This window comes from Streptomyces sp. FH025, assembly GCF_017427025.1.
Lineage (GTDB): Bacteria > Actinomycetota > Actinomycetes > Streptomycetales > Streptomycetaceae > Kitasatospora.
Genome location: NZ_JAFLNG010000010.1, coordinates 1 through 24,768, shown reverse-complemented (window position 1 = coordinate 24,768; position 24,768 = coordinate 1). Strand labels below are relative to the sequence as shown.

Annotated in this window: 17 protein-coding genes and 1 pseudogene; 10 read left to right on the top strand and 8 right to left on the bottom strand. The window is 71.8% G+C overall.

Annotation, left to right across the window (positions count from 1 at the left end):
• Positions 1-20: 20 nt before the first annotated feature.
• A pseudogene (locus tag J0670_RS40440) lies at positions 21-173 on the top strand (cytochrome P450); the annotation flags it as partial.
• 128 nt (positions 174-301) lie between these two features.
• On the opposite strand, the gene J0670_RS01475 reads toward J0670_RS40440, so the two are convergent.
• The 5 genes from J0670_RS01475 to J0670_RS01455 form a co-directional block, all read right to left on the bottom strand.
• A complete protein-coding gene (locus tag J0670_RS01475) occupies positions 302-2,257 on the bottom strand; it encodes an anthranilate synthase family protein (RefSeq protein ID WP_207808799.1) in 1,956 nt (651 codons plus the stop codon).
• Positions 2,254-2,949, bottom strand: a complete 696-nt coding sequence (locus tag J0670_RS01470; RefSeq protein WP_207808798.1) for an isochorismatase family protein — start codon at positions 2,947-2,949, stop codon at positions 2,254-2,256. Before J0670_RS01470 ends, J0670_RS01475 begins: the two co-directional genes overlap by 4 nt.
• Positions 2,950-3,097: 148 nt before the next feature.
• Positions 3,098-4,297, bottom strand: a complete 1,200-nt coding sequence (locus tag J0670_RS01465) for a 3-deoxy-7-phosphoheptulonate synthase (RefSeq protein WP_207808797.1) — start codon at positions 4,295-4,297, stop codon at positions 3,098-3,100.
• Between the two features lie 384 nt (positions 4,298-4,681).
• Positions 4,682-5,860 (bottom strand): transposase, encoded by a 1,179-nt coding sequence (locus tag J0670_RS01460; protein ID WP_207808796.1) that lies wholly within the window; start codon positions 5,858-5,860, stop codon positions 4,682-4,684.
• 242 nt (positions 5,861-6,102) lie between these two features.
• On the bottom strand, positions 6,103-7,482 hold the full coding sequence (locus J0670_RS01455) for an MFS transporter (RefSeq protein ID WP_207808804.1): 1,380 nt from the start codon (positions 7,480-7,482) through the stop codon (positions 6,103-6,105).
• Between the two features lie 263 nt (positions 7,483-7,745).
• Between J0670_RS01455 and J0670_RS39795 the strand changes: the two genes are divergently transcribed.
• The 3 genes from J0670_RS39795 to car all read left to right on the top strand — a co-directional run bounded on the left by J0670_RS39795 (position 7,746) and on the right by car (position 12,902).
• Positions 7,746-8,339, top strand: coding sequence for a helix-turn-helix domain-containing protein (locus J0670_RS39795; protein WP_307806336.1), 594 nt, complete (start codon positions 7,746-7,748; stop codon positions 8,337-8,339).
• A 63-nt stretch (positions 8,340-8,402) separates the two neighbouring features.
• Positions 8,403-9,251: an aminotransferase class IV family protein gene (locus tag J0670_RS01445; protein WP_279382918.1), complete on the top strand. Its 849-nt coding sequence runs from the start codon at positions 8,403-8,405 to the stop codon at positions 9,249-9,251.
• A 144-nt stretch (positions 9,252-9,395) separates the two neighbouring features.
• Positions 9,396-12,902 carry a carboxylic acid reductase gene (gene car, locus J0670_RS01440; protein ID WP_307806335.1) on the top strand — a complete coding sequence of 1,169 codons (3,507 nt, stop codon included), beginning with the start codon at positions 9,396-9,398 and terminating at the stop codon, positions 12,900-12,902.
• Between the two features lie 62 nt (positions 12,903-12,964).
• On the opposite strand, the gene J0670_RS01435 is transcribed toward car, so the two are convergent.
• The 3 genes from J0670_RS01435 to J0670_RS01425 all read right to left on the bottom strand — a co-directional run bounded on the left by J0670_RS01435 (position 12,965) and on the right by J0670_RS01425 (position 16,834).
• Positions 12,965-14,434 carry an aldehyde dehydrogenase gene (locus J0670_RS01435; RefSeq protein WP_207808792.1) on the bottom strand — a complete coding sequence of 490 codons (1,470 nt, stop codon included), beginning with the start codon at positions 14,432-14,434 and terminating at the stop codon, positions 12,965-12,967.
• A gap of 188 nt (positions 14,435-14,622) precedes the next feature.
• Positions 14,623-16,062 carry a DHA2 family efflux MFS transporter permease subunit gene (locus J0670_RS01430; protein ID WP_207808791.1) on the bottom strand — a complete coding sequence of 480 codons (1,440 nt, stop codon included), beginning with the start codon at positions 16,060-16,062 and terminating at the stop codon, positions 14,623-14,625.
• Positions 16,063-16,177: 115 nt separating this feature from the next.
• Positions 16,178-16,834 (bottom strand): DUF899 domain-containing protein, encoded by a 657-nt coding sequence (locus J0670_RS01425; RefSeq protein WP_207808789.1) that lies wholly within the window; start codon positions 16,832-16,834, stop codon positions 16,178-16,180.
• Positions 16,835-16,961: 127 nt separating this feature from the next.
• On the opposite strand from J0670_RS01425, the gene J0670_RS01420 reads away from it, so the two are divergent.
• From J0670_RS01420 to J0670_RS01395, 6 genes are all read left to right on the top strand, one after another.
• Positions 16,962-17,612 carry a helix-turn-helix domain-containing protein gene (locus J0670_RS01420; protein ID WP_207808787.1) on the top strand — a complete coding sequence of 217 codons (651 nt, stop codon included), beginning with the start codon at positions 16,962-16,964 and terminating at the stop codon, positions 17,610-17,612.
• A 172-nt stretch (positions 17,613-17,784) separates the two neighbouring features.
• The gene (locus tag J0670_RS01415; RefSeq protein ID WP_307806334.1) at positions 17,785-18,909 is read left to right on the top strand and encodes an acyl-CoA dehydrogenase family protein; all 1,125 of its coding nucleotides are present in this window, start codon (positions 17,785-17,787) and stop codon (positions 18,907-18,909) included.
• A 46-nt stretch (positions 18,910-18,955) separates the two neighbouring features.
• Positions 18,956-20,110 (top strand): epoxide hydrolase family protein, encoded by a 1,155-nt coding sequence (locus tag J0670_RS01410; protein WP_207808783.1) that lies wholly within the window; start codon positions 18,956-18,958, stop codon positions 20,108-20,110.
• 186 nt (positions 20,111-20,296) lie between these two features.
• Positions 20,297-21,691 (top strand): NAD(P)/FAD-dependent oxidoreductase, encoded by a 1,395-nt coding sequence (locus tag J0670_RS01405; RefSeq protein WP_243436356.1) that lies wholly within the window; start codon positions 20,297-20,299, stop codon positions 21,689-21,691.
• Positions 21,688-23,175, top strand: coding sequence for an APC family permease (locus J0670_RS01400; RefSeq protein WP_207808781.1), 1,488 nt, complete (start codon positions 21,688-21,690; stop codon positions 23,173-23,175). Before J0670_RS01405 ends, J0670_RS01400 begins: the two co-directional genes overlap by 4 nt.
• A gap of 71 nt (positions 23,176-23,246) precedes the next feature.
• Positions 23,247-24,768 (top strand): GMC family oxidoreductase (locus tag J0670_RS01395; protein WP_207808803.1); only part of this gene is annotated, 1,522 nt, incomplete at its 3' end.

The window sequence follows — 24,768 nt, the reverse complement described above, 5'->3', positions numbered from 1 at the left end:
ACGGGCCGCACTTCTGCCTCGGCGCGATACTGGCCCGCCGGGAGATGCGGGTGGCGATCGGGTCCGTGGTGAAACGGTATCCGGGACTGCGCCTCGCCGTTGACGAGTCCGAGCTCACCTACGTGCCGGAACTGGTCTTCCGCGGCCTACAGGCGTTGCCGGTCACTTGGTGATCCGTGATCCCTCATACCGCAGGCGCGGGAACCGGACGGGATCGACCGGTCGGGGCGACGCCGACGGCCCTCCTGCCGCCGGTGGGACCGGTGGCAGGAGGGCCGTGCGCCCGTGGGAGCGGGCGCGCTCAGGAGACCCGTTCGCCCAGGGCCTCGGTCATGAGGTCACCGACGAGGCGGGCACCGTCCTCCGTGAGCACCGACTCGGCGTGGAACTGCATCGAGGCGAAGTGCGGGCCGCGCAGCGCGTGCACCTCACCGGTCTCCCGCTCCCGGCTCACCTCGACCACACCCACACCGGGGCACGCGACCTCGTCCTCGCGGCTGCGGGCCGCGAAGGTGTTGTAGAAGCCGACCCGCTCGCGGGCGCCGAAGAAGTCGATCTCCCGCTGCACCCCCTGGTTGGGGACCTCCCGACGGACCAGGGGGAGGCCCAGGCGCATGCTGAGCACCTGGTGGCTGAGGCAGACCGCCAGGAACGGCCGCCGCTCGTCGAGCAGCGTGTCGATGGTCGAGCGCAGATGGGCGATCTTCGGATGGCCGAGCTCCCGAGGGTCCCCCGGCCCCGGGCCCATCACGACGAGGTCGTGACCGGCCAGGGTGTACGGCTCGTCGAACCGTCGGACCGTCACCGACAGGCCCATGGCGCGCAGTTGGTGGTCGAGCATCCAGGTGAAGGTGTCCTCGGCGTCCACGACCAGTGCGCTGCGGCCCGCCAGCGCCGGCACCGGGCGGAATCCCGCCGGGCCCTTCTCCAGCCAGAAGCCGGCGAGCGTCGCGTTGCGCCGCTCCAGGGCTGCCCGCACGTCCGGGTGCTCACCGAAGCGAACCGGCCCGCCCGTCGGCGCTCCGGCGGGAGCGGCGGGCCCGCGGCCCGGCCCGTCCGCCCGCAGGGCCGCGAGCAGCCCGGCCGCCTTCGCCCTGGTCTCCGCGACCTCGGAGGCCGGATCGGAGTGCCGGACGAGCGTGGCACCCACGCCGATCCGCACCCGGCCCGAGCCGTCGATGTCGGCGGTACGGATGAGGATGGACGAGTCCAGGGCCGGACCACCCTGTTCATCGCGGCCGATGAGCGCCACCACCCCGCTGTAGTACCCGCGCCCCTGCGGCTCGTACCGGCTGATGACCCGGCAGGCGCTCTCCACCGGGCTTCCGGTGACGGTCGGGGCGAACATCCCCTCGCGCAGGATCACCCGGGGGTCGAGGGCACTTCGCCCCTCGATGAGGTACTCGGTGTGCGCGAGCCGCGCCATCTCCTTGAGGTAGGGGCCCACCACGCGGCCGCCCGACTCGCAGATCCGGGCCATCACCTTGAGTTCCTCGTCGACCACCATGTAGAGCTCGTCGGCTTCCTTGCGGTCGGCGAGGAAGTCCATGACCTCGGGCAGGGTCGGCCCGGAGGCCGGGTAGCGGTAGGTGCCGCTGATGGGGTTCATGACCGCCGTGCCGTCCGCGAGGCTGATGTGCCGCTCGGGGGTGGCGCCGACGAAGGTGCGGTCGCCGGTGTGGATGACGAAGGTCCAGTAGGCGCCCGACTCGCCCTGGAGGAGCCGGCGGAAGAACGACAGCGCGCTGTGCGGCGTGTAGTCGGTGATGTCGGCGACGAACGAGCGCTTGATGACGAAGTTCGCGCCCTCGCCCTCGCCGATCTCGTCCGCGATGACCCTGCGGACGATCTCGGCGTAGGCGTCGTCGGCCACGTCGAAGTGACCGTCGGCCAGTTCGGTCGGCACGTCCGGAAGCCTCCGCAGCGCCTCGGCCAGCGGCAGCCGCCCCTGTCCGGTGACGGTCATCGCGATCAGCGGCTCGCCGTCGTCCGCCCCGACGAAACCGCGCTCCGCGATCTGCCGGTAGGGGATGAGCGCCAGCACGTCGTGGCGCGCGTCGGCGCCTCGTGCCGGTCGCGCGGGGACGGGGATGTCCGCCGTGCTCGCGGGCGTCGAGATCTCGCCGACCAGGACTTCCAGTTCGTCCGGACCGGTCGCCTCAGGGCGGTGCAGCAGCGCGAAGGCGGGCGGATGCGGCGAGAGCACCCGGTCCACCAGCTCCGCGACCGCCGTCACCGCCGCCTCGGTCCCGGTCATGCGGCCCCCTCGCGTCCACCGTGTCCGGCACGCACGTCGTGTCCGGCCAGGGCGGCGGGCGTCTCCAGCGAGGCGAGGATCGCGTCCGTCGTGGCGACGGCGGCGCAGCGCTGCGCCGCGTACTCGACGGCCAGCCGGTGGTACTCCTCGGAGAAGTCCGCGACGGCGTCGGCCGCCAGGAACGGCTGGATGTCGTTGGTGAACGCCTCGACCGCGGTCATCAGCACGCCCACGTGTGCGTACACACCGCAGATGACGAGCTGGTCGCGACCGCGCTCCCGCAGCCACTGGAGCAGGCCGGAGCGGAAGAAGGCGCTGTAGCGCCACTTGGTGAACACCGCGTCGTCGGGCCGCGGAGCCAGGGGCGCGACGACCTCGCGGTCCGCCGGGTCCACCCGCATGCCCGGCCCCCAGAAGTCCTTGAGCAGGCCGCGCTGCTGTTCCGTCATGCCGCCGGGCTGCGCGGTGTACGCCACCGGCATGCCCACCGCGGCGGCGCGTTCGCGCAGCCGGGCGGCGTTTCCCACGAGCGGTTCGCGGACGGTCTCGGGGAAGGGCCGTAGGAAGTAGTTCTGCATGTCGTGCACGAGCAGGGCCGCCCGGTCCGGGTCCACGGTCCAGTGCGCGGTGCTGCCGGGCAGGTCCTCCGCTGATGGCAGCGGGTACGGCTCGATCGGGGGAATGCCCGCCATGGCCTTCCTCTCCTGGGTCTCTGGATTTCTGGGCTTCGTGAACTTCCTGGGCTTGGTGGGTTGCCCGAGCCGCAGCACCGCGGCGGCCGAACGCCCGCACCGGCGCGACGGCCGAACGCCCGCACCGGCGCGGGTCGGGCGTCACGCCTCAGGCGGCGACCGCCGCCTCCCGCTCGGCCACCCGCCACGCCGAGACCACGGACAGCGCCTGGACGGGGGTGAGCCGGGGGTCGCAGAGGCTCGCGTACGCCGTCCCGACGAGGCCGATCTCGGACTCGCTCCGCACGCATTCGGTCACCTCGTCGGGGGTGGTCTCCAGATGGAGCCCGCCCGCGACGCCGCCCGCGCTCCTGACGGCCTGCTGGAACTGCTCGACCTCGCGCGTGATCGCCTCCACGAAGCGGGTCTTGAGCCCGTCCGGAGTGCTGACGGTGTTGCCGTGCATGGGGTCGGTGAGCCAGATCACCGGGTGTCCCGCGGCGCGGACGGCCTCGACGAGCGGGGCCAGCCGCTCACCCACCGCCTCGACGCCCATCCGGGCGATCAGGGTGAGCCGGCCCGGGACCCGCTCGGGGTCGAGCCGTCGGCAGAGGGCCAGCAGCTCGTCCGCCTCCATGCCGGGACCGACCTTGCAGGCCACGGGATTGGCCACCCCGGCGAGCAACGCCACGTGGGCGCCGTCGACCTGCCGGGTCCGCTCGCCGATCCAGGGCCAGTGCGTGGAGGCGAGCAGCAACCGCCCCTGCTCGTCCCGGCGCAGCATGGGGACCTCGTAGTCGAGGAGCAGCGCCTCGTGACTCGTCCAGACGGGCGCGCCGATGCGGGTGTGCCCGCGAGGGTTGCGCCAACCCAGGTATCCCATGACGTCGTAGGCGGCCTGATATCCCGTCAGCAGACGTTCCGGGTCGGGCCGCCTGAGCTCCGGGTCGGGTTCCGGGCTGTTGACCATGTGCCCGCGGTAGACCGGGAGTTCGAGGTCTCCGACGCGTTCGGTGGGCCGTGAGCGGGGCTTGCCGAACTGGCCGGCCAGCCGTCCTGCGCGGACCACCGGCCGGCCCGTGTCGATCTCCATCGCACCGGCGAGCATGCTCAGCAGTCCGGCCTTGCGCGCGACGTGGCCGGCGGTGCTGTCCGCGGGATCCTCCGCGCAGTCGCCCGCCTGCACCACATGGGCCTCCCCCGCGGCGACGCGGGCCAGCAGGGAGCGCAACTCGTCCACGTCGCCGGCCTCGACGAGCGGGGGGCGGGTCGCGAGTTCCTTCCGCACCTGCAGGACGTGGGCCAGGTCTTCCCACGGCGGCTGTTGCAGCGCCTTTGCAGACCGAATGTCAAGCAGAGCGTCGTCCACTGTATTTTCCATTCGCGGAGGCGATGAGAGATTTCTTGAGGGGGCGGGCGGTGATTCGCGCACACGTGAACGGCCTGGAAATCGGCATTCGTTCGCACCGCACGGGCCTACGGGCCACCGGCGGATGACGCCCGCCCTCTAGATCATGTAATGCAAGCCAAGGGCCGACAAAGTTTTCCGGAGTAAATCCGTCAAGTGGGGCGCGGTCCGTCAGACGACCGGCACTCCGTCAGGTGGGCGGATTTCCGTCAGGTGGGGACGGATCCGTCAGGTCGGCGAGCGCGGACCGGAGAAGGCGCCGCCTGCGGCGGTAGGTTCGGAGCCGTCGATGCCGTCGGGCGGGCGGCCTGTCGACCGCCCGCCCGACGGCGGTTCAGCGGGCGGTCAGCCGGCCCGGTCCGCCAGGGCGACGACCGCGTGGGCGGCCGAGGCGAGTGTGACGTGGCGGTGCCAGCCGCCGAAGGAGCGCCCCGTGAAGTCCCGGATGCCCACCCGGTCGGAGATCTCCTCGAAGTCGCGGTCGACCATGTCGGGGAGCCTGCTCAGCCTCACCAGGGAGGCCGGCGACACGGTGGTCATGTTGGTCAGCCACACGGACGTCGGCCAGGGCCGGTTCTCCTCCCCCACCCCCAGCAGCCGCAGGCCGTCACCGGCCCCGGTCGGCGCGGACTCGGAGGGAAGGGCGACATCGACGGCGGCCGCCAGGTACGTCCGCTGCGCCGGCTCCGCATCGGGCCTCCTCCAGATGACCGGCCTGCGCATGTCCTTGACCTGGCTCATGATCTGGAACGCGGACAGCAGCTTGCCTCCGCTCGCGGGGAGCACGGTGTCCGTCACCGCGAGACGCTGGTCGCAGCCGATCCGCACGAGGAGCGGGGCTCCCCGTGCCGCGAGCCTCCCGAAGATCGTCACCGGGTCCGCCTCGCAGGTGTCGAACACCGTGGGCAGGCCGGGCAGTTCCCAGTCCGTCGCGATCTCGGCGCGGGCTCTGACCACGCACTCGCTCAGGTCCTCGGCGTGCACTCCCTCCGGGATCGACACCCGGCTGCGCCGCAGGTCGTCCTTCAGCCAGGCATTGGGCAGGTGGAGGCGCCAGTTGATCGGCACGCTCGCCTCCTCCGAGGCCGCCCAGACCCCGATGGCACGCTGTGCGTTCAGCACCTGCCCCAGGGCCGGGACGAAGCGCTTGTCCACCCCGACCGAGTGCTGCCCCGACTTGGGGATGATCATCGGCCGCACCACCCAGGCCTGTGGGGGCGTGACGCCCGTCAGGTGCTGGGCCAGGGCGCGCCGGATGGGCACCCAGTCCCAGGTGGAGCCGGAGATGAAGTGATGGAGGTTCTGTTCGGAGACCTCGTCTCCGAACAGCGCCGCGAGATTGCGTATCGACTTGCGCCCCTGGGCCTTCAGCAGGCCGCGCACGTAGTGCATTCCCTTCCTGCACTGGTCGCTGCGCTGGAGGGACGAGAACAGTACGGGAGAGAGTTCGGCGAGTACCGCGTCACGGGATCTGGAACGCGGAGCCTGTGGTGCGGTTCCGGGACGCAGGTCGTACTGGAGCATGGTTCTCCTATTCCTGCCCAGGTCAGGGCTGCCGCACAGCCTGTGTGACCAGGTGGATTCACCGATGACAGCGAGGATTCCGATGACAGCGGGCTTGGAGGCGCACGGTGGGCCGACCGGGGCCCAGGGCCTCTCCCGGATCCTTGCCGGTTCGCGACGCACCCGACGCCGTGCCCTGATCCGACGGCGTCCGAGAGACAGGCCCTGGCCGGGCTCCTTGAGCCCGGCCAGGCGCGAGGGTCCTACTCCCCTTCCGACCGGGGCACCCAGCGCAGGGCGAGGACACCGAGCGCCAGCGAGAGCAGGCTCGCCACGCCGATCGCCGCATGCATGCCCGAGACGAACGCGTCCTTCGCCTCGGAGATCGTGTCCGCCGCCAGCCCGGGCGTGCCGAGCGTCTCGTCCAGCGTGTCGGCCACGTCGGGCCCGAGGAGCCGGAAGCACAGCGCCGCGAGCGAGCCGAGCAGCGAGATCCCCAGCGCGTTGCCGAGTTCGTTGCTCGTCTCGGCGATCGAAGCGGCCGACCCGGCACGCTCCGCCGGCACCGCCGCGACGGCGGTCTCGGCCACGAGGCTGAAGGAGAGCCCGTAGCCGACACCGGCGATCATCGTCGAGATGACGAACGCCGGCACCCCTCCGATGAAGCCGGTCAGGAGCATGAACAACAGGCCGATGCCCATGGCGAAGTGCGAGGTGATGAGCGCCGCCCGCTTGCCGATGCGGTCGACGATCGCGCTCGTGCCGATGCACGCCGCGGTGAGCACGGTCGCGCCCGGCAGCGCCAGGAGGGCGGCGGAGAGGACGCTGTGGCCCAGGACGGACTGCAGGTACACGCCGCTGAGGTATCCCGCGGCCGCCCAGGCGACGAGCGACAGCAGGCCGGTGAGGATCGCGACCGTGAAGACCCGGTCACTGAAGAGCCGGAGGTCGAGCAGGGGCCGTTCGAGCGTGAACTGCCGGCGCACGAACACCGCCAGGATCGCCAGGCCGAGGATGCCGGTGACCGCCTGCGTCACGGAGAAGCCCTGCGCGGCAGCCGACTTGACGGAGTAGACGGTCAGCAGGATGCCGACGGAGGACAGCACGACGCTGAGGGCGTCGACGCGGCCGGGGCTCGGCTCGCGGACCTCCTTCAGCAGGGACGGTGCGAAGGCGAGGAACAGCACGACGACCGGGATGTTGATCAGGAAGACCGAGCCCCACCAGAAGCGGTTGAGCAGCAGGCCGCCGATGATCGGCCCGGCGGCGAAGCCCGCCGCGAAGGTCGCCGCGAAGATCCCGATCGCCTGGGCGCGCTGCCTGGGGTTGTGGAAGATGTTGCCGATGATCGCCAGTCCCGAGGGCAGCAGCGTCGCGCCGCCGAGTCCCATCAGCGCCCGGCAGGCGATCAGGACGACCGGGTCGGGGGAGAGCGCCGCGCCGACGGAGCCGAGACCGAACACGACGGCGCCGCTCAGGAGGAACTTGAGCCTGCCGTAACGGTCGCCGAGGTTGCCGAACGCGATGAGCAGTGACGAGACCGCGAAGCCGTAGATGTCGAGGATCCACAGCGCTTGACCGGTACTGGGCGTGATCGCGGACGTGATGCTCGGCATGGCGAGGTAGAGGACGGAGCCGTCCATCGCGACGAGAGCGACCGGGCCGAGCACGACGATGAGGCCCAGCCATGCACGCCGGTCAGCACGCTCCGCGACTAAGTCGAGTGAAGCCACGGGCAGCCTTTCAGGAGAGGTGCGGAGTTGTTCGCGTCAGCGGATGCGCGCGTCGATGCGCCCGACGATGCGTACGATGGTGCGTACGGCGTACGCACCAGGACATGCGTACGGTGTACGCACATCGCCGGTTATACTAACCCACAGCCGCGAACATGCAAGGCAGAGGGACCGTGAAGACACAAGGCAGACAGGCGAGTTCACCTGGGCTTACACAAGGGGCGATCGTCCGCGCCGCCATCCGCATCGCCGACGCGGAGGGCATCGCGGCGCTCTCGATGCGACGCCTGGCGACGGACCTCGACTCCGGCGTCATGTCGCTCTACCGCCACATCGCGAACAAGGACGAGCTGCTGACGGCGATCACCAGAGCGGTGTGCGACGAACACCCGTACCCCACGCCCGCTCCGCCGCACTGGCGCGACGCCATGCGGCTCGCCGCCGAGCTGGACTGGGAGGTGTACCGGAAGCACCCGTGGACGCTGGTGACACAGGCCTCCGCGCGCCACTTCTCGGACACCACCTGCCTCGACTGGATGACGGCCTCGCTCAAGCCGCTGACCGAGGACCCGGCGCTCGCACGCTCGCTCGCGATCGCCGTCTGGTCCTTCGTCCAGGGCGCGTCCATCCAGCGGATCGCGCAGCAACTGCTGCCCAGCGACGAGGGGTTCGGGCATTCCCCGCTGAGGGCGACGGAGGAGGACTTCACGGTGGGGCTCGAAACCCTCCTCGACGGCCTCGAGCAGCGGGCGAACGCCAACCGGTAGGTCGTCCGCCGGAAGTGTCCTGACGAGGCGGCGGTCGTTGACCCCGGCATGACGCCACGTCCGTTGAACACCGATCCGAACAGCAATACGACGCCGCAGGCCGGGGCACCGCGGGAACACCTCGCCCACCGGAACGGCAGGACGGCGACCGCCGAGGAGTTGACGCCGCTCGCCTTCATGGGCTACGCGCACTTCACCGCCATGCAGGTCCGCGGGGGCCGGGTGCGCGGCCTCGACCTCCACCTCGAGCGCCTGCGGCACGGCTCGGCGGAGCTGTTCGGCCGGGAAACCGCCGACACCCGGGTGCGGTCCTGCCTGCGGGCGGCGCTGGAAGCCGCCCCCGCCGACCTCTCCCTGGTGGCCACGGCCTATTCACCGGTCGGCGAGTTCACCGCGGACGGGCCCGGTACCGAGCCCGAGCTCCTGGTCCGCACCGGGCCGGCCGCGTCCGGCCCCGAGGGCCCGCTGGCCCTGGCGGCCGTCCGCCACGAGCGCTTCCTCCCGGCCGTGAAGCACGTCGGCGAACCGGCCAAGACGTACTTCCTCCGCCAGGCCTTCCGGCGGGGCTTCGACGACGTCGCCTTCACCGACCACCGCGGCCGGCTCAGCGAGGGCTCGATCTGGAACCTCGCCTTCTGGGACGGCTCCTCCGTGGTGTGGCCGCGGGCCGAGATGCTGCACGGGGTCACGATGGGCATCGTCCGCAGGCAACTGGACCGCCTCGGCACCCCCCAGCGCGTCCGGGAGGTCACGCTCGCCGACCTGCCCGACGTGGCCGGCTGCGCGGTGATGAACTCCTGGACGCCGGGCGTCGCCGTCCGCCGGATCGACTCCGCACTCCTGCCCGAGGCCCCCGCCTTCCTTGACCTGCTGCATCGCGCCTACGAGGCCGAACCACCGGTCTCTCCGTGAGGCCCCGACCGGGCCGCGGACGCACGGGGGACATGACATATATCGAAATTTTTGTACGGACCATCTGTTCTCCCGTGGTTAGCATCGGGCGACGAACTGGGACCGGCGAACGCGCTCTCCCAGCGCCAACATGGCCTCGTCCATGTGAGCGTCGATGCGTATCGATCCCCCTGCCGGCGACACAAGTCGGCCGTCTATGCGACGCGGAGACCAGAAATGCGACTTGCGCACGTATTGGCACATGTTTTCGAGCTCCACGCGGACCGGCCCGCGGTCGGTGAACGCGCCAAGGAGTTCGTACCGGACCCACGAACGGGCCGCGGTTCGATCCGTCTGCTGCCGCACTACGAAACGACCAGCTACCGCGAACTGTGGGACCGAATACGCGCGGTGGCGGGCGAATGGCACCACCACCCGGAACACCCGCTGCAGCCCGGGGACCGCGTGGCCATCCTCGGCTTCACGAGCCGCGACTACGCGACGCTCGACCTGGCCTGCAACCACGTCGGGGCCGTCAGCGTCCCGCTCCAGACGAGCGCCCCCGTGCCCCAACTCGCCTCGATCATCGAGGAGACGGAGCCGTCCATCGTCGCCGTGAGCGCCGAACGCCTGGACACCGCCGTCGCCTCGGTGCTCGGCACGCCCTCCGTCCGGCGCCTCCTGGTCTTCGACTACCACCCGGAGGTCGACGACCATGCCGAGAAGTACGCCGCGGCGTCCGAACAACTGGCCCGGGCCGGTCTCGACGTGACCGTCGAACCACTGACGGACGTCATCCGTCGCGGCACCGCCCTCCCCCGCGCGCCGCTGTTCACGCCCGAGGACGAGGACGCCCTCGCCATGCTCATCTACACCTCGGGAAGCACCGGGACGCCGAAGGGCGCCATGTACACCGAACGGCTCGCCGCGGCGATGTGGGGCGGTGCCTGGTCGAAGCTCTTCGCCGGCACCGACGCGATCACCATCAACTACATGCCGATGAGCCACGTCGCCGGGCACTCCTCCCTGAAGAACTGCCTCGCGCGCGGCGGAACGACGTACTTCACCGCGAGCAGCGACCTGTCGACCCTGTTCGAGGACATCGCGTTGGCCCGCCCCACGGAGCTGTCGCTGGTGCCGCGCGTGTGCGAAATGCTGTTCCAGAAGTTCCGGAGCGAAACCGACCGACGGGTACTGGACGGAGCCGACCGGCAGGCGATCGACGCGGACGTCAAAGCGCACCTGCGGGAGAACGTCCTCGGCGGCCGCGTCACCTGGGCCAGCAGCGGATCCGCGCCGCTGTCAGCCGAGTTGACCGCCTTCACCGAGTCCCTGCTCGGCCTCAAGCTGCACAACATCTACGGCTCCACCGAGGCCGCCGGCGTCGCCGTCGACGGCGAGATGCTGCGCCCACCGGTCACCGACTACAAGCTCGTCGACGTGCCGGAGCTCGGCTACTTCGGCACGGACTCCCCCCACCCGCGGGGCGAGCTCCTGCTGAAGGCCGACTCCATCATCCCCGGGTACTTCCGGCAGCCCGAGCTGACGGCGCAGCTCTTCGACGAGGACGGCTACTACCGGACGGGGGACATCGCCGCCGAGGTCGCGCCGGACAGGATCGCCATCGTGGACCGCCGCAAGAACGTCCTGAAGCTCTCGCAGGGAGAGTTCGTGGCGACGTCCCGTCTGGAGGCCGCCTTCGCCACCAGCCCGCTGGTGCGGCAGATCTTCGTGTACGGCAACAGCGAACGCTCCTACCTGCTCGCCGTCGTCGTCCCCACCCCCGAGACCCTGGAACGGTTCGGAGGTGAACAGGCGCGCCTGAAGCAGCTGTTCAGCGAGTCGTTCCAGGAGATCGCCAAGGACACCGGGCTCAACTCGTACGAGATCCCCCGGGACTTCCTGTTCGAGACGGAGCCGTTCAGCCAGGCGAACGGCCTGCTGTCGGACCACCGCAAGCTGCTGTGGCCCAACCTGGTGAACCGGTACGGCGCGCGCCTGGAGCAGTTGTACGCCGACACGGCCGCCCGGGAGGCCGAGGAGTTGCTCGAAGTCCGCCGCACCGGCGCGGACCGGCCCGTGCTGGAGACGGTCCAGCGGGCCACCCGGGCGCTGCTCACGGGTTCGCTGGTCGACGTGAGCCCCACCGCGCACTTCCGGGACCTGGGCGGAGACTCCCTGACGGCGGTGTCCTTCTCCAACCTGCTCCACGACACCTTCGGCGTCCGCGTCCCCATCGACGTGGTCATCAGCCCCGCCTACGACCTTCAGCGGCTGGCCGACTACATCGGGGACAAGCGCGAGGCCGGGGGCAAGAGGCCCACGTTCGCGTCGGTGCACGGCACGTCGGTGCACGACGAGCCGGTTCGCGACGAGGAGACCCACGAGGTCCACGCCAAGGACCTCACCCTCGACAGGTTCCTCGACGCACAGACCATCGCCGCTGCCCGTGAACTCCCGCCCCCGGCCGGGGAACCCCGTACCGTCCTGCTCACCGGCGCCAGCGGCTACCTCGGGCGCTTCCTCGCCCTGGAGTGGCTGGAGAAGCTCGCACCGGTGGGCGGAAGGCTGATCTGCCTGGTGCGGGGGAAGGACACGGTCGCGGCCCGCCAGCGGCTCGTCGACGCGTTCGGCAGCGAGGACGCCGAACTGGTCGGGAAGTTCGCGGAGTTGTCCGCCGGGCACCTGGACGTCGTGGCGGGCGACATCGCGGAGCCGCAGCTGGGGCTGGACGCCGCCACCTGGGAGCGGCTGGCCGACGAGGTGGACCTGATCGTCCACGCGGGCGCCCTCGTGAACCACGTGCTCCCGTACAACCACCTGTTCGAGGCCAACGTCGTGGGGACGGCCGAGCTCATCCGCCTGGCGCTCACCGCCCGGATCAAGCCCTTCACCTACATCTCCAGCGTCGCCGTCGCCAACTCCCGGATCGGGCAGCCGGCCCTGGACGAGGACTCCGACATCCGCACCGCGATACCCGTCCAGCCGGTCGACGGGGGCTACGCCGGCGGGTACGCGACCAGCAAGTGGGCCGGGGAGGTCCTCCTCCGCGAGGCGCACGACCTGTGCGGCCTGCCGGTCACGACCTTCCGTTCCAACATGATCCTCGCGCACAGCCGGTACAGCGGGCAGCTCAACGTGCCGGACATGTTCAGCCGCCTGCTGTTCAGCGTCATCGCCACCGGCATCGCCCCGCGTTCCTTCTACCGGGCCGACGCCGACGGGAGCCCGCAGCAGGCCCACTACGACGGCCTGCCGGTCGACTTCACCGCCGCCTCGGTGGTCGGCCTGGGCGGTCGGTACGAGGCCGGGTACCGGACGTTCAGCCTGGTCAACCCGCACGACGACGGGATATCCCTCGACACCTTCGTCGACTGGCTCAACGACGCGGGACACCGCATCGAGCGGGTGGACGACTACGGGGACTGGCTCGTGCGGATCGAAGCCGCCATGCGCGCGCTCCCCGAGGCTCAGCGGCAGCACTCCGTCCTGCCCCTCCTCCACGGCTTCCGGGAGCCGGAGGAAGCCGTCCCCGGATCCCTGATCCCGTCCACCCGGTTCCGTGCCGCCGTCCAGGAGGCCGCCCTCGACCCGACCGGGGACGTACCGAAGCTGTCGCCCTCGCTCATCCGCAAGTACGCGACCGACCTCAAGCGCCTGATGGCCGCGTAGGGACGGCGGGGAGCCCGGGGGCGGGTCGGCGTTCTCCGCCGGCCCGCCCCGACGCGACCGGATCAGCGGTTCGGAACGTGGTCCGGACCGTGGTTCGGGAAGTAGACGGACTTGAACCTCTGGTAGGTGGCGAGGCCCTCCGGTCCGAGTTCGTGGCCGAGGCCGCTGTTCCCGCGTCCGGCGTAGGGGGCGGAGAGGTCGACGTCGTAGTAGTTGACGCCGACGCTGCCGGTGTCGAGGCGGCGGGCGAGGTCGAGCGCACGCTCGGGGTCGGTGGTCCAGACGGTGCCGCCGAGGCCGTACTCGGAGTCGTTGGCGAGGGCGACGGCGGTGTCGAGGTCGGAGTAGGGGATCAGGGCGAGGACCGGCCCGAGGATCTCCTCGCGGGCGATCCGGGAGCTCGGGGAGACGGCGCCGAACACGGCGGGCCGGACGTACCAGCCGCGGTCCTGCTCGGGGCGGGTGCCGCCGGCGGCGAGCGTGGCGCCCTCGGCGCGCCCGGCGGCGACGTAGGACTCGACGCGGTCGCGGTGGGCGCGGCTGACCATCGGGCCGATCCGGGTGGCCGGGTCGAGCGGGTCGCCGACGGGGAGCTCGGCGGCGTACCGGGCGACGGCGTCGAGGAGTTCGTCGTGGCGGTGCGCGGGCACCAGGATCCGGGTGGACAGGTAGCAGGCCTGGCCGCCGTCGAGCAGGGCGTGCGCGGCCAGGCCCCGGACGGTGTCGGCGAGGTCGGCGTCGTCCAGCACGATCGCGGCGGCGCGCCCGCCCAGGTGCAGGGTGACGGGCCGCATGAGGCGTCCGGCGGCCTCGGCGACCTCGCGGCCGGCGGGGGTGGAGCCGGTGAACGCGATCTTGTCGACGCCGGGGTGGGCGACCAGCAGCCGGCCGAGGTCGGCGCCTCCGGTGACGACGTTGAGGACACCGGGCGGCAACCCGGCGCGCTGGGCGGCGGCGGCGATCTCCAGGGCGCCGAGGCCGGTCTGCTCGGCGGGTTTGACGACCACCGTGCAGCCGGCCGCGAGCGCCGGGGCGATCTTGAACATGGCGAGCGGCTGCGGGAAGTTCCAGGGGACGACCACGGCGACGACACCGACGGGTTCGCGCAGCACCACGGTCTCGCCGGCGCCGTCGAACCGGGGCCGGCGGTCCTCCAGCGGAGTGGTCCGGGCGAGCCCGGCGTGGTAGCGGGCCAGGCCGATCGGGGCCGCGCCCTCGCTGTGGACGGAGATGCCGATCGGCATGCCGTTCTGCACGGTGGTCAGGAGGGCCCGCTGCTCGGCGTTCTTGGCGAGCTCCTCGGCGAAGCGCTCCAGCAGCTCGGCGCGCTCGTCGGGTCTGAGGCCCGCCCACTCCGGGGCGCGCAGGGCGCGGCGGGCGGCGGCCACGGCGGCGTCGACGTCGGCGGGGCCGGCCACCGGGGTGGTGCCGAAGGGCTGCTCGTCGGCGGGCGAGTACAGCACGGCGGTTCCCCCGTCGGCCGGTCGGTGCCAGTGCCCGTCGATGTGGAGGCGGTCGTACTCGTACGGCATGGGGTTCCTCCCCTGAGGATGACTGAGGATGACGCGGTCCGTTGGCTGGGCGGTGAGCGGGGCGCACTTCCTCGGGCACGCGATCGGCCTGCGGGCAGGGCCGGTCGCGTACTGCCTGTTCCCGGGCACGGCACCGCCCCCGCCAGCGGGGGTCCGGCGGGGGCGGCGGTCCGGGGATCCGGCTCGGGTCAGACGGTCTCGGGGTCCTTCAGGGTGGCGGCCGGGGCGGGCTCCGCGGCCGGGCGCTTCTTGCCGGGGGCGAACATCGCGGCGATCATGCCGACGGCGGAGGCGACGGCGCCCAGCGCCAGGGCGGCCCGGAAGCCGTCGAGGGCGGTGGAGGCGTTGTCGTAGCTGCCGTTGGCGGCGAAGGCCACGCTGAGGAAGGCCACACCGAACACGCCGCCGACCTCGCGCACGGCGCTGTTGGAGCCGGAGGCGATGCCCATGTCCTCCGGGGCGACCGAGCCGAACACCATGTTGATGGTGGTGGGCAGGCACATCGCGATGCCGACACCGCCGAGGATCAGCGGGACGACCAGGGCGCCGTAGCCGGTGCCCGGGCCGGTCACGAGCGCGATCCAGGCCAGGCCGACCGCCTGGAGCAGCAGGCCGCCGACCATGAACGGCCGGTTGCCGTGCTTGTCGGCGAGGCCGCCGGCCAGCGGGGCGACGATCATCGGCATGGCGGTCCAGGCGAGCAGCCGCAGGCCGGTGCCGAGCGGGCCCTGGCCGAAGCCGACCTGGAACATCTGCGAGAGGATGAACAGCGCGCCGATCAGCGCGAAGTGCTGGAAGAACGCGGAGATGTTGGAGACGGTGAAGCCGCGGATGCCGAACAGGCGCATCGGCAGCAGCGGGTGCTCGGTGTGGCGCTCCCAGGCCACGAACACGATCAGCAGCACCACGCCGGCGGCCAGCGAGAGCAGGACCTCGGCGTTGCCCCAGCCGATTCCGGGGGCGCGGACCGCGGCCCACACCAGGCCGAGCAGGCCGAAGGAGGCGAGCAGCAGGCCGACCACGTCGATCTTGGGCGCGGAGCCGTAGCTCTCGCGGAGCAGCACGGCGGACAGCACGGCGGCCGCGGCGCCGAACGGCACGTTCAGCCAGAAGATCCAGTGCCAGTTGAGGCCTTCGGTGATGAAACCGCCGGCCACCGGGCCGGCCGCGACGGCGAGGCCGGAGACGCTGCCCCAGATGCCCATCGCCCAGCCGCGCCGCTCCGGCGGGTAGGCGTCGCCGAGCAGGGTGAGGCTGACCGGGATGGCGATGCCGGCCGCGACGCCCTGGAGCACGCGGCCGAGGATCAGCACCTCGACGTTGCCGGCGACGGCGGCGAGCACCGAGGCCACGGTGAACAGGACGAGGCCGAAGACGTAGACCTTCATCCGGCCGAAGCGGTCGCCGAGGGCCGCGCCGGTGAGCATCAGGCAGGCGAACGCCAGGTTGTAGGCGTTGATCGTCCACTCGAGGTCGGCGAGGCTCGCGTTGAGCTCGGTGCGCATGGTGGGAATCGCGGTGACCACCACCATGACGTCCAGCGACGTCAGGAAGGCGCAGATCGCGACCAGCGCGAGCGCCCAGCCCGGGCGCACCGGGCGGTTGGTGGAGCCTGTCCTAGTAGTCACGGCGTAACCTCCGTGGGGTCGGGGCCGGCGTGTTCCTGGCCATCGCTGTTTCCGTTTCGGTGCTGTGGTGCGGGTGGGACGGGCGGTGCGGGTGGCGCAGGGGTGCCATCGGCGCTCAGTTCTCGTACTCGTCGTGCAGGCGCCACCACTGGTAGGGCGCGGTCTGCGGCCAGCCCTGCGGGGAGTCCTCCCAGGTCTCCTGGCGGCCGTACGGGGTGAGGTCGAGCAGACCGAAGTCGGCTCGCAGCCGGTCGACGCCGCGCGAGGTGGTGAAGTAGGTGCGGTAGATCCGGTCGCCGTCGCGCAGGAAGACGCTCAGGCCGAAGCCTCCGCCGAGGCCGCAGTCGGCGTTGAAGTCGCTGCCCTGCGAGGAGTACCAGGGCAGGTTCCACTCCATCCGGGCGCGGTAGGCCTCGATCTGGGCGAGCGGGGCCGGGGAGGAGAGCACCATCGTGGTGTCACGGGCGCGCAGGTGGGCCAGGTTGCCGATGTTGTCGATGAAGGTCGAACAGCCCTTGCAGTAGTGGTGGGAGCCGGGCTCCATCATGAAGTGGTAGACGATCAGCTGGCGGCGGCCGTCGAAGAGGTCGAGCAGGGTCGCCTTCCCGCTCGGACCGTCGAACAGGTACTCCTTCTCGAACGCGACCATCGGAAGCCGGCGGCGTTCGGCGGCCAGGGCGTCCTGGGCCCGGGTGGCGGCCTTCTCCTTGACCAGCAGGGCGTCCCGGGCGCGCTGCCACTCCTCGGGCGACACGATCGGTGGAAGGCTCATGACATCTCCTGGTGGTAGTGCGTCCGGCCGACGGCTCTGGACGGTGACTTCGGACACAGTAGCAGGTACTCCTAATTTCTAAGTAACCACACTCCGAGAAAGAAGCAACCCGGGCTATGCTGGGGCCGTGGCAGGTAAACGGAGATACGACGACGGATGCGGGCTGGCACACGCCCTGGAGATGGTCGGCGAGCGCTGGGCGCTGCTGATCGTCCGGGACCTCCTCCTCGGCCCGAAGCGCTTCACCGACCTCCAGGCCGGACTGCCCGGAGCCGGGCCGAACGTGCTCACCCAGCGCCTGCGCGACCTCGAACAGGCCGGGGTGATCCAGCGCCGCACCCTGCCTCCACCCGCCGGCTCCCGCGTCTACGAACTCACCGAGTGGGGCGCCGAGTTGGAACCCATAGTGGTGACCTTCGGGCTGTGGGGCTCACGCTCTCCGGTGCTGCCCCGGGAGGGCGAGGTGCGCGCCGACTCGCTGATGATCTCGATGCGCTGCACCTTCGACGCGACCGCCGAGCCCGCCTGGTCGGCCAGCTACGAGATCCGGCTGGACCCTGACCGGTTCACGGCCCGGGTGGTCGACGGCCAGTTGGTCGCGCTCACCCGCGGCCAGCCCACCGAGCCCGCCGACGCGGTGCTGGAGACCGCCCCGGCCACCCTGGACGCCCTGCTCAACGGCCGCACGTCCACCGAGGCGGCGCTCGCCGACGGATCGCTGCGCATGACCGGTGACACCGAGGCGGGCTGCCGGCTGCTGCGCGCGGTGCGGGCCTGACCGACGACCACCGTTCCACCGTGCCACCCGAGTCGACCGCATTCTCAAGGATGCGGCCGGCTCCCGGCACGAGCCATGCTCCCGGATAGACGATCAGCGCATCCGGGAGGACATGGTGGGGCGGACGACGATACCGACACGGCGGGAACTGGTCGGCCGGGCAGCGGAGCTGGTGCCACTGCTGCGCGAGCGCTCGCTGTGGATCGACGAGCACCGCAGGCTCCCCGAGGACGTGATCGACGCCCTTGAGGAGTCCGGGATCCTGCGGATGCAGGCGCCCGTGCAGTACGGCGGGTACGAGAGCGACCCGGCCACCCTGGTCGACGTGCACGCCGAGCTCGCCCGCGGCAACGCCTCCGCGGCGTTCTGCGTCTCGGTGTGGTCCCTGCTCAACTGGATGGCCGGGCTGTGGCCGGACGAGGTGCAGGACGAGGTGTTCGCCCGGCCGAACGTCCGGGTCTGCGGCACCCTGGCGGCCTCCGGCACCGCGGTGCGGGTGCCCGGAGGCTGGCGGATGAGCGGCTCCTGGCGCTTCAACAGCGGGGTGCTGCACAGCCAGTGGAAGGTCACCGCGGCCGTCCCGGAGGGCCCGGAGGGCGCCAACGGCCCGATCACCGCACTGGTCCCCACCTCCGAGCTGGAGTTCGTGGACGACTGGCACACCTTCGGCCTCCCCGGTTCGGGCAGCGTCACCACCGTCGCCCGGGACGTCTTCGTCCCCGACGAGCGGGTGATCGCCACCGCCGACTTCTTCACCGACCAGTGCAAGTCCAAGATCAACGCGGCCAAGCCCGCCTACCAGGTGCCGATGCTGGTGACCTCGACCGCCGCCACCGGCGGGCAGCTGATCGGCTCGGCCAAGTACGCCCTGGAGACCCTCCTGGAGCGGATGCCCGGCCGGTCGATCACCTACACCGACTACCGGAGCCAGGCCGAGGCCCCGGTCACCCACCTCCAGGTCGGCGAGGCCGCTCTGCTGATCGAGGAGGCGGAGGCGCGGATGCACGCCTTCGCCGACCTGATCTCCGCCAAGTCGGCCGCCGAGGAGCCCTGGACCCAGGACGAGCGGGTCCGCTCCCGCGTCCAGCTCGGCCGCACCGCGCAGCTCGCCAAGCAGGCGGTGGACATCGTCGCGATGGCCGGCGGCGGCTCCTCCATCTACCGGGACGTGCCGCTGCCGCGGATCCAGCGCGATGTGCACGCGGTCGCCATCCACGCCCTCACCAACCCCGCCACCACCATCGAGCTGTACGGCCGGATGCTGTGCGGCCTGGAGCCCAACACCCAGTACCTGTAGGCACGTTCCCACATTTCACGGACCTGAGCAGAAGGGGTACCTCGCCATGCGACCGTTCCGCGCCGACTTCCCGCAGAGCGACCTGGACGACCTGAAGCGCCGCTTGTCCGACACCCGCTGGCCGGAGGGCCTGCCGGAGGCCGGCTGGGACCGCGGCGTGCCGGTGGACTACCTCAAGGACCTCGCCGAGTACTGGCGCACCCGCTACGACTGGCGCGCCGCCGAGGAGCGGCTGAACCGCCACCCGCACTTCACCACCACCATCGACGGCGCCAACATCCACTACCTGCACGTCCGTTCACCCGAGCCGAACGCGCTGCCGCTGATCATCACGCACGGCTGGCCCGGCGCGGTCACCGAGTTCCTCGACGTCATCGGCCCGCTCACCGACCCGCGCGCCCACGGCGGAGACCCCGCCGACGCCTTCCACGTGGTCATCCCCGCGCTCCCCGGCTTCGGCTTCTCCGGCCCGGCCGAGGCCGGCTGGACCACCCAGCGCGTCGCCTCCGCCTGGGCCGAGCTGATGCGCGGGCTCGGCTACGACCGCTACGTCGCCCAGGGCGGCGACTTCGGCTCCGGCGTGGCCCTGGTGCTGGGCATGCAGGACCCGGAGCACGTGGCCGGCGTGCACCTCAACACCCTGGTCACCGCCGCCGCCGACCCGTCCGAGCTGGAGGGCCTGAGCGAGGAGGACCACGCCCGGATCGCCCGCTCCGAGCGCTTCACCCGGGTGCTGTCCGGCTCGATGAAGCTCCAGGCCACCCGCCCGCACACCGTCGCCTACGGCCTCACCGACTCCCCCGTCGGCCAGCTCGCCTGGGTCGTCGAGAAGTACAAGGACTGGGCGGACGCCCCCACGGCCCCCGAGGACGCCGTCGCGCGCGACCGCATCCTGGACATCGCCACCCTGTACTGGCTCACCGGCACCGGCGGCTCCTCCGCCCAGTTCTACTACGAGAGCGTCGACTTCCTGCCGATCGAGGCGAACGCCGGCCGCTACTTCCCGCTCAGCATGCCGCTCGGCGTCGCGGTCTTCCCGCACGCCCCCTTCAAGCCCGTCCGCCGGTTCGCCGAGCGGGAGTTCGACACCATCGTGCACTGGAACGAGTACGACCGCGGCGGCAACTTCGCCGCCCTGGAGCAGCCCGAGCTGTACGTCGGCGACGTGCGCGCCTTCGCCCGCCTGCTCAAGGACCGCTGACCCGCCCGAGGATCGCCGACCAGCCCCCCGGCCGTACCCGCCGGGGGGACCTCGGCGTGCCCGGAACCAGTTCCTGATTGACCGTCAACTTCCTCTGCATGAGCGGCAATTAGGGAGATGTGCGGCGGCCACAAGGACCGAGACCATGCCTGGTATGGATGCGGCCGAGTGCGAGAAGAGAGCACGATGAGGAATCGGAACCAGGAGCGGGCGATCGTCCTCGGCGGGAGCTTCGCCGGAATGTTCGCGGCACGGGTACTGTCCGAGGTCTACGACGAGGTGCTGGTCGTCGACCGCGACCGGTTGAGCGGCGTGAGCGAGCCGCGGCGCGGGGTGCCGCAGGGCCGGCACGCGCACGGCCTGCTGGCACGCGGCCAGCGCATCATGGAGAACCTGTTCCCGGGCTTCACCGACGGACTGCGGACCGCCGGCGTGCCCGTGGGCGACCTGAACTCCCAGGTGCGCTGGTACCTGGACGGCCGGCGGCTGGCCCCGGCCACGGGCGACCTGACGCTCGCGGGAGCGACCCGCCCGATGCTGGAGCACCTGGTGCGGCAGCGGGTGGCGGAGCTGCCCGGGGTGTCCTTCGCCGAGGAGACGGACGTGGTGGGCCCGCTCGCCTCCTCCGACGGACGGCGGGTGACCGGCGTGCGGATCCATCCGCGCTCGGGCGGAGCCGAGCAGGTGCTGCCGGCGGCGCTGGTGGTGGACGCCACCGGCCGGGGCTCACGGGCGCCGCTGTGGCTGACCGAGCTCGGCTACCCCCAGGTCGAGGAGGAGACGATCCGGATCGACCTGGCGTACACCAGCCGCCGCTACCGCTGGCACACCGACCCGTTCCGCGGCGACATGTCGATCAACCCGGTGGCCACGCCCGCGCATCCGCGCGGGGCGTTCCTGCACACCATCGGCGAGGACCGGATGCTGATCTCGCTGACCGGCGTGCTCGGCGACCACCCGCCGACCGACGCCACCGGATTCCTGGAGTTCGCCCGCTCCCTGCCGGTGCCCGATGTGTACGAGGCGATCCGGGACGCCGAGCCGCTGACCGACCCGGTGACCTTCAAGTACCCGGCCAGCCGGCGCCGCCGCTACGAGCGGATGGCGGACTTCCCGCGCGGCTTCCTGGTGCTCGGCGACGCGGTGTGCTCCTTCAACCCGGTGTACGGGCAGGGCATCGCGGTCTCCGCGATGCAGGCGATGGCGCTGCGCAAGCACCTGCGGGGCGGCGCGGAGCCGGATCCGGCCGCCTACTTCCGCGACGCCTCCGCGGTGCTGGACGCGCCGTGGGAGCTGTCGGCCGGCGGTGACCTGGCGTTCCCCGGCGTTCCGGGCCGGCGCCCGCTGAAGGTCCGGGTCGCCAACGCCTACATGGGCCGCTTCCAGGCCGCGGCGGTCCACGACCCGGCGCTGACCGCCGCGTTCCTGCGGGTCACCGGGCTGATCGACCCGCCGACGACGCTGATGCGACCCGCCGTACTGGCCCGGGTGCTGCGCGCGCCCCGCACCCCGATGTCCTCCTCCCCCGCCGCCGGGCCGACCGCGCCCGGCGGCGTCCCGTCCGGAAAGGCGACCAGATGAGCGGCCGGTCCTCCTCCTCGCCCGGTCTGGGCGGCTCGCTGAACACCCCGAAGATCGTGCTGCTGGTGGTCGCCGCGGCGGCCCCGCTGGCGGCGGTGGTCGGCACCGTGCCGCTGGCGTTCGCGCTGGGCGACGGCGCGGGCGTGCCCGCGGTGTTCGTGTTCGCCGGGCTGGTGCTGCTGTGCTTCTCGGCGGGCTACGCCGCGATGAGCCGGCGGATCGTCAACGCGGGCGGCTTCTACACCTACGTGTCGCTGGGCCTGGGCCGACCGCCGGCGGTGGCAGCGGGCCTGCTCGCGGTGCTGTCCTACAACGCCGCGGCGATCGGACTGACCGGCGCGTTCGGCTACTTCGCGGCGATGACCGCGCGGATCCACGGCCTGGACCTGCCCTGGGAGGTGTGGACGGCACTCGCGGTCCTGCTGGTCGCGGTCCTCGGCTACCGGCAGATCGACCTGTCGGCGCGGGTGCTGGCACTGCTGATGGCCGCCGAGATCGGGGTGCTGACGGTGCTCGACGTCGCGGTGGTCGCCGACCGCGGCGTGCACGCGCTGCCGGCCGCCTCGATGGCGCCGCACACCGTGCTCAGCGGCGCGGTCGGCGTGTCGATGATGTTCGCCTTCATGTCCTTCATCGGGTTCGAGTCGGCCGCCCTCTACGGCGAGGAGACCCGGAACCCGACCCGCACCGTGCCCCGGGCGACCTACGCCTCGGTGGTGGTGATCGCCGGGTTCTACGCCCTGACCAGCTGGGTCGCGGTCGGCGCGATCGGCGCCGACCAGGTGCGGGACGTCGCCGGCGAGCAGCTCGGCAACCTGTTCTTCACCATCAGCACCGACCACGTCGGCGCGTGGATGACCTCGCTGTTGCAAGTGCTGCTGTGCACCAGCATGCTGGCGGCGATCCTGGCGCTGCACAACGCGGCCAACCGGTACGCGTTCGTGCTCGGCCGCGAGGGCGTGCTGCCGTCCTGGCTGGGCCGGGCCCACCGCTCGCACGGTTCGCCGCACCGGGCGAGCGTGGCGCAGTCGGTGCTGACCGTCCTGGTGGTCGGCGCGTTCGCGCTGGCCGGGCTGGACCCGTACACCAGCCTGTCCACCAGCCTGGTGGGGCTGGGCACGCTCGGGATCGTGGTGCTCCAGGCGGCGGCCGCGCTCGCGGTGCTCGGATTCTTCCGCCGCCGCGCCGACGGGCACTGGTGGCGGACCGGACTGGCACCCGCGCTGGGCGCGCTCGGGCTGATCGCCTCGGCGGTGCTGCTGGTGGCCAACTTCCCGCTGCTGACCGGTACCGACAACGCGGTGGTGAACGCGCTGCCGTGGCTGCTGGTCGCGGCCGCCGTGGCCGGCACGGTCCTGGCGCTGTGGCTGCGCGCCCGGCGGCCCGAACGGTACGCGGGCCTGGCCGCGGCCGAGGTGCGCGAGCCGGAGCCCCGCCCGGCCGGTGCCCGGCACCGGGCGGCGGCCCGGTCTGCGGCCCGCTGAACGGCCCCTCCCGAACCGGCTTTCAGCTCCACACTCCCCCACTCATCGCCCCTCTCGCTGAAGGAGATTCGATGTACGACTACGTGATCGTCGGCGCCGGCTCTGCGGGTTCCGTGCTCGCCGCCCGGCTGACGGAGGACCCGGACGTGACGGTCTGTCTGGTGGAGGCCGGCCCGGCGGACACCGACGAGAACATCCACGTCCCCGCCGCGTTCGGCGAACTGTTCCGGACCCGGATCGACTGGGACTACGACACCCACGAGGAGGAGGCGCTCGACCGGCGCCGGGTGTTCCTGCCCCGCGGCAAGGTCCTCGGCGGAACCAGCTCGATCAACGCCATGCTGTACCTGCGCGGCAACCGCCTGGACTACGACGGCTGGGGCCAGCCCGGCTGGAGCTACGACGAGTTGCTGCCGTACTTCCGCCGCTCCGAGGACAACGAGCGCGGCGCGGACGCCTACCACGGCGCCGGCGGCCCGATGTCCGTCTCGGACGGCCGCTCCAGGAACCCGCTGTCGCACGCCTTCATCGACTCCGCGCTGGAGGCCGGCTACGCGCCGAACGACGACTTCAACGGCGCCCGGCAGGAGGGCTTCGGCTTCTTCCAGGTCACCCAGCGCAACGGGCGGCGCTGCTCCACCGCGGTCGGCTACCTGCACCCGGCGATGGACCGGCCGAACCTGACGGTGGAGACCCACCTCCAGGTGCACCGCGTCGTGGTGGAGAACGGCCGGGCCGTCGGCGTCACCGGCTACCGGCTGGACGAGGAGCACACCATCCGGGCCGAGCGCGAGGTCATCCTGTGCGCCGGCGCCTACAACTCCCCGCAGCTGCTGATGCTCTCCGGCATCGGCCCGGCCGACCACCTGAACCTGCTCGGCATCCCGGTCGTCCAGGACCACCCCGAGGTCGGCCGCAACCTCCAGGACCACCCGCTGGTGCCGCTGATCTTCACCACCTCGCAGCCGGTCAGCCTGCTCGGTGCCGACGACCCGGAGTTCGTCCGGCAGTTCGTCGAGGAAGGCCGCGGCCCGCTCACCTCCAACGGTCCCGAGGCCGGTGGCTACATCCGCACCCGCCCCGAACTGCCCGCCCCGGACGTGGTGTTCTTCTCCGGCCCGCTGATGTTCGCCGACAGCGGCCTGGGCCTGCCCACCGGCCACGCCATCACCTACGGCCCGGTGATGCTCACCCCCCGCAGCCGCGGCACCGTCACCCTGGACTCGCACGACCCGACGACCAAGCCGAACATCCGGCACAACTACTACCAGGACCCTGACGACCTGCGGACCGCCGTCGACGGCACCCGGATCGGCCTGGAGATCGCCCGGCAGAAGCCGCTCGCCGCGTACACCGACGGCATGCTGCGCGCCCCCGCGTCCGAGTCCGAGGCGGACCTGCGGGCGTTCGTGCGCGCCTACACCCACTCGATCTTCCACGGCACCGCGACCTGCTCGATGGGCAAGGTGGTGGACGCCGAGCTGAAGGTGATGGGCATCGACGGCCTGCGGGTCGCCGACGTGTCGGTGATGCCCGCCCCGGGCCGCGGCGCGCCCAACGCGACCGCCATCGCGATCGGCGAGAAGGCCGCCG